Source organism: Microbulbifer maximicatervae (SeqCode), assembly GCF_056231245.1.
Genome location: NZ_CP174334.1, coordinates 2,811,432 through 2,824,032 on the forward strand (window position 1 = coordinate 2,811,432; position 12,601 = coordinate 2,824,032).

16 protein-coding genes and 1 pseudogene are annotated in these 12,601 nt (G+C 43.7%); all 17 read right to left on the reverse strand.

Going from position 1 to position 12,601, the window contains the following annotated elements; translation table 11 throughout:
- Positions 1–816: 816 nt before the first annotated feature.
- The 17 genes and pseudogenes from ACJJIS_RS12090 to ACJJIS_RS12170 all read right to left on the reverse strand — a co-directional run bounded on the left by ACJJIS_RS12090 (position 817) and on the right by ACJJIS_RS12170 (position 12,487).
- Positions 817–975, reverse strand: a complete 159-nt coding sequence (locus ACJJIS_RS12090; RefSeq protein WP_444932948.1) for a hypothetical protein — start codon at positions 973–975, stop codon at positions 817–819.
- Between the two features lie 390 nt (positions 976–1,365).
- Positions 1,366–3,837 (reverse strand): ABC transporter permease, encoded by a 2,472-nt coding sequence (locus ACJJIS_RS12095; protein WP_475708201.1) that lies wholly within the window; start codon positions 3,835–3,837, stop codon positions 1,366–1,368.
- The gene (locus ACJJIS_RS12100) at positions 3,831–4,481 is read right to left on the reverse strand and encodes an ABC transporter ATP-binding protein (RefSeq protein WP_475708202.1); all 651 of its coding nucleotides are present in this window, start codon (positions 4,479–4,481) and stop codon (positions 3,831–3,833) included. Before ACJJIS_RS12100 ends, ACJJIS_RS12095 begins: the two co-directional genes overlap by 7 nt.
- Positions 4,482–4,732: 251 nt before the next feature.
- Positions 4,733–4,837: pseudogene (locus ACJJIS_RS12105) on the reverse strand (IS4 family transposase); the annotation flags it as partial.
- Positions 4,838–4,861: 24 nt separating this feature from the next.
- Entirely contained in the window at positions 4,862–5,149 is a 288-nt protein-coding gene (locus tag ACJJIS_RS12110) for a transposase (RefSeq protein ID WP_475708203.1), read from the reverse strand.
- Positions 5,150–5,225: 76 nt separating this feature from the next.
- Positions 5,226–5,471 carry a hypothetical protein gene (locus ACJJIS_RS12115; RefSeq protein WP_475708204.1) on the reverse strand — a complete coding sequence of 82 codons (246 nt, stop codon included), beginning with the start codon at positions 5,469–5,471 and terminating at the stop codon, positions 5,226–5,228.
- On the reverse strand, positions 5,455–5,841 hold the full coding sequence (locus ACJJIS_RS12120) for a hypothetical protein (RefSeq protein ID WP_475708205.1): 387 nt from the start codon (positions 5,839–5,841) through the stop codon (positions 5,455–5,457). Before ACJJIS_RS12120 ends, ACJJIS_RS12115 begins: the two co-directional genes overlap by 17 nt.
- 99 nt (positions 5,842–5,940) lie before the next feature.
- Positions 5,941–6,471 (reverse strand): DUF6714 family protein, encoded by a 531-nt coding sequence (locus ACJJIS_RS12125; protein WP_475708206.1) that lies wholly within the window; start codon positions 6,469–6,471, stop codon positions 5,941–5,943.
- Between the two features lie 68 nt (positions 6,472–6,539).
- Positions 6,540–7,385, reverse strand: a complete 846-nt coding sequence (locus tag ACJJIS_RS12130) for an IS3 family transposase (protein WP_475708207.1) — start codon at positions 7,383–7,385, stop codon at positions 6,540–6,542.
- 8 nt (positions 7,386–7,393) lie between these two features.
- Complete coding sequence (locus ACJJIS_RS12135) at positions 7,394–7,702, reverse strand: transposase (protein ID WP_475708208.1); 309 nt, start codon at positions 7,700–7,702, stop codon at positions 7,394–7,396.
- 534 nt (positions 7,703–8,236) lie between these two features.
- Positions 8,237–8,668, reverse strand: coding sequence for a hypothetical protein (locus ACJJIS_RS12140; RefSeq protein ID WP_475708209.1), 432 nt, complete (start codon positions 8,666–8,668; stop codon positions 8,237–8,239).
- 40 nt (positions 8,669–8,708) lie between these two features.
- On the reverse strand, positions 8,709–10,073 hold the full coding sequence (locus tag ACJJIS_RS12145; RefSeq protein ID WP_475708210.1) for an IS4 family transposase: 1,365 nt from the start codon (positions 10,071–10,073) through the stop codon (positions 8,709–8,711).
- 160 nt (positions 10,074–10,233) lie between these two features.
- Complete coding sequence (locus ACJJIS_RS12150; protein ID WP_444932880.1) at positions 10,234–10,545, reverse strand: transthyretin-like family protein; 312 nt, start codon at positions 10,543–10,545, stop codon at positions 10,234–10,236.
- A 97-nt stretch (positions 10,546–10,642) separates the two neighbouring features.
- A complete protein-coding gene (locus ACJJIS_RS12155) occupies positions 10,643–11,053 on the reverse strand; it encodes a hypothetical protein (RefSeq protein ID WP_475708211.1) in 411 nt (136 codons plus the stop codon).
- Positions 11,054–11,142: 89 nt separating this feature from the next.
- On the reverse strand, positions 11,143–11,466 hold the full coding sequence (locus ACJJIS_RS12160) for a hypothetical protein (protein ID WP_444930257.1): 324 nt from the start codon (positions 11,464–11,466) through the stop codon (positions 11,143–11,145).
- 119 nt (positions 11,467–11,585) lie between these two features.
- A complete protein-coding gene (locus tag ACJJIS_RS12165; protein WP_475708212.1) occupies positions 11,586–12,098 on the reverse strand; it encodes a hypothetical protein in 513 nt (170 codons plus the stop codon).
- A gap of 110 nt (positions 12,099–12,208) precedes the next feature.
- On the reverse strand, positions 12,209–12,487 hold the full coding sequence (locus tag ACJJIS_RS12170) for a hypothetical protein (RefSeq protein WP_475708213.1): 279 nt from the start codon (positions 12,485–12,487) through the stop codon (positions 12,209–12,211).
- Positions 12,488–12,601 lie beyond the last annotated feature (114 nt).

Consider the following 12,601-nt stretch of genomic DNA (forward strand, 5'->3'; position numbering starts at 1 on the left):
TAACAAACTGCAAAGTCAAAAAAGTTACACCTTAGCGAATATTTTTTGGATTAAAAGGGGCGTCATCCCAGCATATATTTCCTATAAACACGAGCCAGCCCAACACAGATAGTGATAAAAGTACTAATGCGGCAGTACTTAATACTATAAATCCAACACATTTCCATTCAATTACCTAAATTACACTTTCTGCTGATATCGGATTTATTTGTCTTATTTTATGAGCCCCAAATAATTAAAGCCCACTTAACCCAAATACGGATAGCGTGGAACTGCCATCATTGCCATATATAACAGCACCAGCTATTTGATTTTATTCTACTAGAATTGTATTCACTAGGAAATTACAGGCACTTACCTGACATTTCTTGAAAAAACACACTGAGTCGATCTGAACAACAAACCATCCCCTCAAAGGGAGTAAAGATAATTAGCGAGAAGAGCTTTATGAACGACAGCCTCATACTTTAGTGCCATCCCTGGCAGCACAATGTACTGTTAAACGAAGCCATAAACTGCATACACATCTGAAAGGCTCTGGAATAATCGCTTATTGCAATTTCCAGAAATAAGCCAACCAACAGTGGATTGGATTCAGCTTTATCAAGAAATATTATCTTTCGAGTGCGAGCAGCGTTAAATCTAGGAAAAATAATTTCACTCTAATTTGCAATACTTAACATCTTTTTGACACACCACAACTTTTATACCAACTTAAAATAACAAACATTTAAAATGCTCTTCCAAGAGCTGTGTACCAATTTTTACCTGCAAGCATCTTACCTGCCCCCATTAGGTACTGAGCATCTTTAGTATCTATATATTTCTGACAATATTGCCTATTTCACTATTTTTCAATTCGTCTGAAAGCTTATCCCAATCACTTGGGTCATTGTGAACCAGGGAGTAAAAAGCAAATGCTATTGTTCGCCAGTCTTCTCTATTATCTATTAGCTGATCAAGGCTCTTTTTCATGAATAATTTTCTTAGTAAATACTAAAATCATGTGCAGATTTAACTATAGCGATAATTATCTTCACATTTTTTACTCACTAATATCACCGTAAACGGCGATGCACACTATGCCGAACACAGTGCGCCCAGAGGCATGGAGCACTCTTTATAGGTATCGCAACACACATTTTTACAATTTACATACCATTAATATGCAACCTCCATCGTTAAGCAACTCTATATCTTCGCCTGTATTGTTCAGAAGACCATGCTGCCCCCCGGATGATCAAAGTTCATGTCATCCCCTGAGACAGTTCGCACAATCTACCGACGGACCTTTTGGCTCAAAATATTCTGTGACATTAATGGCCAAATCCTGTTGGTCTTCCACCAACTAAATTGAAATGTTATTCACCCTGTGTTCCTTAACAAGGTTCCAACGGAAAACTTTAAACTGCTGCGATTGGCTATCATACCAGCGCTGCACACCACCAATGCACTGACGAGTAAAGTAGCGATGATCCATAACCAATCAGGCTTATAATTGATGCCAAATTGAGACTGATAAATCAATTGAGCCATAAGGTAAGTACCTAAAATGGCACCCACGCTAGCAATTAAAGAAGTCAGCAACCACTCAAACAGGCTTAGTTTACAGCACGCAAGGCGTGATTGACCAAAGCTGATCAGTAAGGCATTCTTTTTACACTCATCAGCTTCATAGCCTTTGACCGATGCACTGATCACCAACAGTGCCAGCACAATAATCATCAAACTAAATCCAGATACCAACTTAATGACCATCGACAAAGTATCATCAAAGCGTTGCGTTAATTCGCGCACCGATATTAACCGCAAAGTTGGATGACGCAGCCAAAGCTCTGCCAACTGCACCCAAGCAGTGTCAACAAGCTCAAGGCTACCCATATAAAGAGGCGATATTTGAAGCTGGTTCATGGTGCTTTGCGGCACATTAAACCAAAAGGTGATGGAACCTTTGCCTGGTACATATTTATGACTAGCTTTGATTTCAAAGTTCAAAGATTGCCCCGCAACTTCAAACCGCAATTGGTCGCCGAGCTTCAACCCCATATCAGTCATAACTTCTTGCTCCACCGATACTTGTTGCCAGTCAGCATCCCGATCTTGCCAGCGTTGGCCAATCACGGTTTGGTTGTTGTTTGCTTGCTTAATACTGAAATGCAAGCGGATAGGCTTCTGTAAGCTAGCCAAACTTTCGCTGGGGCCGGTGGTTAATTCCACCAAGGACTGACCATTGATATGACTTAACTGCCCGTACCAAAATGGCTTTAATTGGCGAATCTCACTGCCAGTTTGCGCACTCCATTGGCGTATGTCTTGCACCTGTTGTTCATTGGCCTGGGTGATCATCAGATTACCATCGTGCTCGCGGGTATAGCCTTCCATGGTTTGACCAATGTCCTTCATCAAACTTAAGGTGAACAGCAACAAAGTGGCACACATGCCAACACCCAGAATTTGAATGGATTTGCTGAGCAAACGCTGTTTCATCATATAAAAACCAAAAGCCATGATGCCCGTTGTACGGCTCGTCACCGTATAGCCCAACCTCAATACCAACCAAGTCAATACCACCATCAACATCAAGGTGGCCGCCATAGCGGATAGAGTCATGGCCGTGAGCAGACCGTTATCGGAGTAAACAAAGGCCACCACAGCCACACCGATTAACGCAAATCCATATCGTGGCAATAGGTGATTCGGACTCGCCATTTGGCGAATCAACTGCGCCGGGGTTACTTTGGCCATCACTAGCCAATTGGGAATTTGGAAAATCGCCAATAGGGCTAATAACAGCATGTAACTGTTGAATAAATCCGTCCATACCCGGGTGGCGGATAGGTCCGTAAACTGTATCTGCATTTGCTGCAAAATTAGGTATTCCGCCCCCCATGCCAAGGCGGTTGCCGGAATTAGACCTGCAATGACTGTTAGTAGCCATTGACCAAATGATAAAGCAAACACTTGGGGTTTATTGCTGCCCATGGCTAAACACACCGCAGCAAAGCGGTGCTGGGATAACAACTGACGTCGACCGGCTTGGTCGATAGCAATGGCAGCCATCAAAAACAACAGTACCGATGCTAAACCCACAAAATTCTCAACCCGTTGCCAAAACATCGCCAGCGGATGGCCACTGTATTTATCATAAAACTGTGCAGTCACTAGCTCAGTAGTGGCCCACTGTTTGAGGGTGTTCAGTTCGCTTTCATCCCCCGTAAGTAAATAGCGAAAGCGGGCATTGTCTGCTTGTATCAGTGAAAGATCATCCAGGTGCACCAATGCACGCATCGCTACGGAATGGCCTTCGAGCAGACGGTCGGGTTCGTGTTGCACCAAACCTGTGAGCTTCAATTGTCCGTGTCCGATGTCTAAGGATTGGCCAAGGGTGAGCTGCAGCGAAGCAAACAATCGGCTATCGACCCAGATTTCACCGGATTTAGGCCCATGGCTCAGGGGTTGTCCTTGTCCATCCGCCTCAAATGCCACTTGCACTGTGCCTTGCACTGGATAAAGATCATCCACTGCTTTTAATTGAACCGCTTGCCAATGGTGATCATTGGTCAAGGTTACATTCACCAGCTGGCTCACACTCAACTGCCGCGCATACTGGTGCAACTTGCTTAGTTGTGCATCGGTTAGTGCTTGATTCTGAGAAATCACCAAATCGCTACCGAGCATTTGCTGCAAATTATTGGCTAAATAAGTTTGAATAGAACTGCTGGTTAAGCTGAGCGTTAAAATGAAAAACATCAAAGTTGCTTGGGTCCAGCGAATTAAGCGCACATCCGCTTGGTGATATTGCTGGCGGAATAACTGCCACACTAATAAAATCAGCATAATGGGCCCGCCATAACCGCAGCTTTGTTGCGCGCCTTGACCGCTAATTTGCCTCGGCTCAATTGCAGTAAGGTATCGGCCTGCTGCGCTAATTCCATCGAGTGAGTGACCAGTACCAGCCCTACGCCGTTTTGCTGACAGAAATCAAACATCAATTGCGCGACATGCTGCGCGGTATTCTCATCTAGGTTGCCCGTAGGCTCATCGGCAAAAATAAATTGCGGCTGCATTACAAAAGCACGGGCAATGGCCACCCGTTGTTGCTCACCACCACTCAGTTGCTGTGGTTTATGATACATTCGCTCAGATAACCCTACCTTATCGAGCCATAATTCAGCTGTGGATAATGCGTGCTTGTCACCTTTTAGTTTTAAAGGCAGTGCGACGTTGTTTAAGGCATCAAGTTCGGGTAACAAATGAAACTGCTGAAAAATAAAACCTGAGTTTTGACGCAGGTTCTTTAATAATTGTGGCTCACCGTTTTTCTGAAATTGCACTTCGCCAGAAACCGGACGCTCAAGGCCCGCCATTAACAGTAATAAGCTTGATTTGCCTACTCCAGAGGGACCCACAATGGCGTAAGAATGGCCACTGTGCAGTTCAACATTTAAACCCTCAAACAGGCTGACCTGTTGTTTATCCAAGGTAAAATAATGGTCAATTTGCTTTAAGTGAATGCTACTCGACATAGTTAATTTCTTTAAATAACTGGTTGAGTAGCACTTTAAAGAAGGAAAGGTGAAATGAAGGTGAAATCAGTAGAAATAAGTTACTAACTGGTCAGAGTACTAATAAGGAGACTTTATATTTTTGATAGCGCCGTGCCTGTGTTTTATACACATCATTCAAGTCCATTTAAAGCCTCCGCTGCCTCCATATAATGGAGAAGCTTAGTTTACTCCTGCCAAACGGTTTTAACTCCAGGCTCACCATCGCCGCTCCGCCTCAGAAAGCCTCCAAGTCCTGCCAACATACGAGTTATATCTCTCATACTTGAAGTTTCATTTGGTGGGGAGGTTTTAGCTTACATTATCCATATCATACGCCACTCTTTTTCAGAGTGGACTTTCGTACACGATGTATCAGGAAGCGTTCGTGCTCGTGTTGTCATGGATTGTAGACGCCACCCGATAATCATATAGATTGCTATACAGTTCAGCATTCGCTGCTCGGTTCTAAAGCGACTACGTTCTATCTGGCATCCGCCTTTCACCACTCTAAAATAGGTTTCAATTTCCCATCGACTTCGATACCACTCAATGATGATCCTCGCTTGCTTAAAGTCCTCAACTGCAAGGTCGGTCAGCAGCATCCATTCAATATCTTTTTTGCCTTCTGGTGGGCTTAATTTCCTTAGCAAAAACTGCGTAGATAGAAAGAGGTCGTTTTTATTTTCCTTTTCCCGCTAATCTTACTTCTGCGATGGATACACTGACCTTAGCTCCCCTTTCTGGCTCTCCATTTCTTTTGGAGATACCGACTGAGTATTTTCCGATGGACTTCTGTTTGAACAAATAGTCCCAAAGTAAAGTCGTATTTTCTCCTTCGATCTCTAAACTACGATTAGCCTTGGCTCGAACAATCAGGCCACAAAGTGACCGTTTTTTGATAGCCTTGTTAACTGTTTGTATCATAAAACATCTCTTTATCCTTCCAAGGATCTTCATACGCATTCAAGATGTGTTCGATAACAGGAATCGCCCTCCAGTCAGGGGCACTACGGGCCTCTTTCAAGCGCTTTTCTAAATGTGTCTTATACTTTGGCAGCCGTAAATGATACATGCAAACCTGGGCTAACTCCCAAGTACACTCTTTGTGGATATCAAAGTCTTCAATAAATGCTTCCTCAAACTCCATGTGCATATCACTAGCAGCTTTGTAAAGCTCTAAAATAGAGTTACAAAAAGGGAGTAAGTCTGGGGTGCCTAGCGAATTTTCTGCACCAAAAACCTCTTCCGATTTTCTAAAGATTATTCTCAATTGTGACTTTATATCCTGATCCATAAGTACAGTTAATGCTGTGTTAAGGAGCAAGCGAAACGTAGTGTAGCTTGTCCCGTGGAGGTTGCGCCTTTTGCAACCGGAGCGAACTTGAACACCTTGTTAACTACTGGCTCTCCAAAACTCGTGCGATAAAGCCTTTTCCACCTCTCTTCCATCCCAGCCAGGAACATCGGGAGTGCATTCACGCAGAGCCACTACTAAGTACTGCATGAATTTAATTGTAATATCTCTTTTTAATCCAATAATTTTAGAATACTTCAGACAATAGTATTTATACAATCCTTTACCATCCAGCTCTATTTCCTCAGTTGGAACAAGCTCATATGCTAATGTATACAAGTTTTTATATATCGGCTTATTAATGGCCAGAACCATAAATGCCGGAAGATAAAACTCTACCCCTTCAGCATCTAGGTAGTTAAACCCTAAACTTTGTCCACTTATATGCTCTTCGGGCACATCCCACCAATGCCCACAGAAATCTCTCGCTTTTGTTTCATTGGCTAATAATTCTTTATCATCAATCCACCCATCTATTAGTTCTGCCGCCCTAATACCACAATGCCGAGGAAACTCTACATCTCCAAATGCATTTCGTATTTCTTCTTTCAATTTTTCACGATCTATCATAATTCATTGATCTAAAGATGGTGGGGTGCTTGGGTAGTGGTCTTGCCCACAAAAAGTAGACACTCTAACTATACGTATTTTCGCTCATACTCTGCTGGACTTACATAGCCCAATGCAGAGTGCCTACGAACCCTATTGTAGAAAATCTCAATGTATTCAAACACCTCAGATTTTGCTTGCTCTTCGCTTTCGAATGTTCTGGCATAGACCAGCTCGACTTTTAGCCTGCTAAAGAATGATTCCATTGCCGCATTATCCCAACAGTTAGCCTGGCGACTCATGCTCGGCTTGCACTTGCTTTCGGACAAGAGATCCTGGTATTTCTGCGATCGATATTGCACACCCCTGTCAGAGTGAACTAGCAGTCCAGGCTTTATTGGTCGTCGCTCTAGGGCCATTTTCAATGCTCGACGTGTCAATTCATCGGTCATCTGCGAGTCAAATGCCCAACCTACAATACGTCGAGAGTACAGATCCATAACTACCGCGAGGTATAGCCACCTCTCCAGAACCCAGATATACGTAATGTCACTGGTCCAGCGGCAATTTGGTCGATCCACATCAAAGCAACGCTTAAGTAAGTTGGCGGAGACGTTAATGCTCCCCTCTACGGGCTGACTATATCGAAAGCCTTTGCCGTTTCTCGCTTTAATATGCTCCTGCTGCATAAGCTTAGCGACGTAGTTCCGCGAGCATGGCTCACCTAACTCTTGAAGCTCGCAAGCAATTCTAGGCGCGCCATAACGACCTTTAAACTCAAAAAACGTCTCTCGGATTTTCTCGATTGTTCGTATCCTTCTAATCGTGCGAGCAGATGGCAGTCGCCCCCGCCATCGATAATAACCCGATCTTGAGACTTCTAAACACCGACACATCAAGCTAATCGGGAATGACCCTACATGCTCTTGTATCAATGCGTACTTTACTCTTGGTGGTTCGCAAAGTACGCAGCTGCCTTTTTTAGGAACTCAACCTCCTGACGAGCTTCATGCAGTTCCTTCTTGAGCTTGCGAACTTCAGCGCTTTCCTGTTTGGAGTAGTCGACACCCTCTAAACTATTGAACTGCTTATCAGACAGTCGATTAAATTGGCGACGCCAGTTGTAGATCTGCTGTGCACTGACACCTAGCTCTCGTGCTACAGAAGCCGTTGTTGCTCCAGGCTTTTCCGCTCTCTTAACTGCTTCTCTACGGAACTCCTCCGTATACGCCTGAGTTCTTTTCTTACCCATGATACACCTCCGTGTTAGGCCTAAACCTAACTATACAGGGTGTCTACTAAACGTGGGTAAGTCTTGTAGTTAACGCCGCTAGCAAGGGCAGCCGAAGCAGCGCGTAGGCTGTCCAGCCCAACCCCGAAGGGATTGGGCGAGCTTGCCTAGCCTGGTTATGGCTGGCGCGCTCGGGACCGACTACTAGCACTTTGCCAGCCATAGTTTGGCTGGCCGCTGCCCAATATTTACGAGGGAAGAATACCGCACTTTTCCCAACCAATTCCTATCTTACTGGCAATCCGCGAAATTGCAGCGGACTGCCCCTTTTTACAGCACCTGAGCGAACACTCTAGGAGCGAAACTGTTTAAATAGCAACCAGTAAAAATTGCTCGATATTGGCTGCTATTTAGCCGTACTAAGCTATTAGTTACCACGAAAAATCAATAAAACTGACCGCCACAATAACGTTTCAAGCAGGGGCGTCAAACTACGTAGCGGATTGTGCATCCCGGTGCGCGAAGTAACCCTTGCTACCTTGACTGGTTATGTTTTCATTGAACTCGTTCAAGGTGCTTTCCAGATAGTATTTGATCAAAGTCTAACTGTATTGGTAGATTAATAGATGGGACTCCTTTAATTTCAACTTGTGCACGCCTGAGTGGAGCGCCAAAAGTTAAACAGTTTGTGCATTCCTCTACTTTTGATATTATGACAACAGAGCCAGTAGGCAGTGTTTCTCTTGTTACTACCTCTGGACCACTCCAGCCAGGATCTCGTGATGAAATAATATAAACATGAATTTCATCGCTATAGCCTCGTGACAAGTTAACCCCGGAATAGTCCATATCGGATATTAGTTTATATTGCTTGCCAATATATTGAGAATACTCTGGCTCGCTACTGATATCTTTGTACCCTGCACGGCAAGCTGAAAGCAACAATGCCAAAGCCACTACAATAATCGTTCCTAACCTATTATTCATGTTTGCTCACATATAACGCAGAGTCTGTGTTTTATACACATCATTTAAGTCCATTTAAAGCCTCCGCTGCCTCCATATAATGGAGAAGCTTTGTGTACCCCTGCCAAACGGTTTTAACTCCAGGCTCACCATCGCCGCTCCGCCCCAGAAAGCCTCCAAGTCCTGCCAACATACGAGTTATATCTCTCATACTTGGAGCTTCATTGGGTGGGGAGGTTTTAGCTTGCATTATCCATATCATACGCCACTCTTTTTCAGAGTAGAATTTCGTACACGACGTATCAGGAAGCGTTCGTGCCCGTGTTGTCATGGAGTGTAGACGCCACCCAATAATCATATAGATTGCAATACAGTTCAACATGCGCTGCTCAGTTCTAAAGCGATTACTTTCTATCTGGCATCCGCCTTTCACCACTCGAAAATAGGTTTCAATTTCCCATCGACTTCGATACCACTCAATAATGATCCTCGCTTGCTTAAAGTCCTCAACTGCAAGATCGGTCAGCAGCATCCATTCAATACCTTTTTCCCCTTCTGGTGGGCTTAATTCCTTAGCAAAGACTGCGTAGAGAGAAAGAGGTCGTTTTGATTTTCCTTTTCCCTGCAATCTTACTTCTGCAATGGATACACTGACCTTAGCTTCCCTTTCTGGCCGTCCACTCCTTTTGGGGATACCTACTGAGTATTTCCCGATGGACTTCTGCTTGGTCATATAGTCCCAAAGTAAAGTCGTATCTTCTCCTTCGATCTCTAAACTACGGTTAGCCTTGGCTCGAACAATATAGCTTGCACGCCGCTGTTCATTTTGATCTTCAGCTAATTGAAACCACTCATGAATATCCCCCTCTCTATCCGCGATGCTCACAATCGTGGTTTCAGGGCAGCGCTCTTGTATCTCACAAGCTGATTCATAATGGTCTAGCCAGCGTCGACTCTCTTTATCTTGTATCGACTTGGTATAGCGAGAATTAGCACTAGATTCTTTATCTCGCTGCCACATACTACCTTCAACAACACCCAAATTAATTCTGGATGGTGTTATCGCGATGGAGGTGTGCAAGAGTTGTTGGTTGGTCTCTTTACGCCTAAGTGTTCCCATCTCTTTACTTTCTAGGTCAGTGGCAAAATTTAGAAAAGTAGTATCTTGTGGGATAAGAACAACAGGCTGCGCCTTGATTCTCTCAAGAGTTGCCGATTTATGGCCGCTCATAATAGAGTCAAAATTGACTTTATCATTTTCGATAAAGCGATAAGCCGCAAACGTTTCTGCCCAAGTTTTGTTTGCACAAGGAATGCTATTCTTTGGGTCGGAGCTTAAATTACTAAGAATATTAGACAAGCGTTTATTCAAGCGTGTATCACCCATAACCTGATTTTTTACTTCGTCCATGACCCAGTCCTGCATAATTATCCAGCCAAATCTGTAGTTCTTACTGGGCTAAACTGTAACTTATTGATTTATATAATAAAACTGAAAAAACTTGTGTATAAAACTTAGCGCAGAGTGCAGGGGCGACTGGAACGAAGTGTAAGCCGTCCCGGGGCGCCCTTGCTGCCACGATTTGTTAAGTGCTATTTTTGGCACACTTGGTCTCCGATTTCCCAGGGTGGCTTGTAAATACTAGTTTGCTACCAGAATAAACGAAGAAGCTCGCCCCTTTTTCTGTGTTTAATGTGAAAGTTCCATTTTCATCCGTTTTGGTTTCTCCAAGTTTGCCAGGCAATTGAAAAGGAATCCATTCGTTTTCCCATGCTTCTACTTCTGCTCTAGCAATCGGATTATCTTGGCAATCAGTTACCGTTCCGGTATAGGTTTGCGGTGTAGCGCAACCATTCAAAATTAATGTAAGTAAAACAATTGCTACTGATGTCTTCATTCTCTCATGCACTTAACATTTCCAGCAAGGGCAGCCGAAGCGGAGCATAGGCTGTCCAGCCTAACCCCGAAGGGGTGGGCGAGCTTGACTGGCCTGGTTAATTTTCGGGGCTGGCCGAGGAGTTCTTGCCCGCCTTAATGTATGTTTCTATATAATCTTCCGTTGTACTGTGTGGGTATGAGTTGACCATTACATCAAGCACATCATAGAGCTTTGTATCTTTTATTGCCGCAGACTCTGTAGCGAGCACACTCTGAACACTGTTGTATGTATCCATGTTCTGAACAATGAACTTTTCGCCCCATTCATACATTTTTTCTTCTTCCCCCCGCCTCGCATATCCGAGAAGAAGAGCAATCATATTTGCTTCATCTACTGACCTTCCCGATGAAGAAAAAACTGCAGAAATTTCTACACCCCGATTGAACCCCCGATGCTCGCCAACATAGTAAGCAGCAACGACTAAAAAAATCACTACAACAGACCTAATAATACTCTTGTAAGGCATGGCTACTCTTAGAAAATTAACGCCGGTAGCAAGTGCCTAGAAGCGATAGCGACGAGGTCAAGCGCGAAGCGCGACCTTGCCTACCTTTGTTAAGTGTTTTTCCTTGCATTAACGCTCCGATTAATTATTAAGCCCAAGAGTGCTAGAACCCCGACCGTAAAAGAGGAAGCATAGCCATTGAGAAAATAAAGCTCTCCCTGCTCTTTAATAACAGCCAAATACATAAACTTGTCATTTGCCATGTCATAGAACCCGGATGCCAAGAACAATGAAAACAGCAAACCCAATAATACACACCACGGCTTTTTGAATGAGGCAAACAAAAAGACCATACCAAAAACTACAGCTTGCACCCACATTCCAACAAAAGATGGAATTTTATCTGATACCTCAGCACTAACCCCCTGAGACATCAACAAGAACGCCACTATTGAAGCTATCCTCATACTCATACACTTAACGCTTTTGGAATGTGCCGCGTTGTGGCGAAGCCACGCTTTTAGTGGTCGCATTGCCAAACTTGTTAATTGTTTTACTCAAACTGTATTCCTGGTATTGGTGAGAATGGCTCAGTTTTTATGCTAATAATTCTTGCAATTTTTTCTTTTACTTCAAGTGTTTCCGCAATGGGTTCATACCAAGCTTCAACAGCCTGGATAACTTCATTGCAAAATGCCTTTATGTTTAGAGTGAGAATATTATTAATGTGAATTCGGTGCATTCCCAAAGTAGTGAATTCAAACTTTTCTAGTACTTCTTGAGCTCTCTGTTCGGTTATGTCGTCTGTGCCAGCATGAAGTAGAGAGCATCTTAATGCCCAGCAATCAGAAGCTGTTAAGAACACAACTTCTTTCCCCATAATATTAGATTTATTTATCTGGGATAGGTTGGCATTAAACCACTCTTTATATCTAGGGCCAGAGTGTTCTATTTCTGGATATGTTATTTTTCCACAGATATCAGGCATAGTTAGAGCCATAAACAAAGCCCCATACCAATTCTCTGTTTCTAAATTTTTTCTTATTGAGTTAGTAAACCGCTCCATGAGTCACCTCCGGCAATTAACGCCCTGCTAATGGGCAGGCGCTGCGCAGCAGTGGCTGTCCAAGCCAAGGTTTCCTTGGCTGATCATTGAGCAGTTTGTTATGAGTTATTTTATGGCAATGTAACATGTTTCACCCACAGATTAGCTGACCATCCGATGAAGCCACCGATAATTGCAGTATAAATGAGATCATTGGCCGCTAAGCTAAAAACTAAGCCAGCTAGCACACCAGCAATGGCGCCACAAACCAACTGAACCAGCCACGCCTTTTTAAAAGCTTTGGGGTCAATTTCAGGAGCTGCCAGAAAACCAATGAACAACCCGAGAGCACTAACGACCAATAAGCGATTCCAATCACCGAAGTAGAAACTAGTGACGCGACTGCGCAAAATAATGCACATGCCGAGCCGCTAATAGATAGTAGTTTTAGTTGCTTCATTTATGACTCATAACGAGGGTGTAGAAAAACTCAGCCCTCTTTTCGTATTGTGCTTCTACGTGAA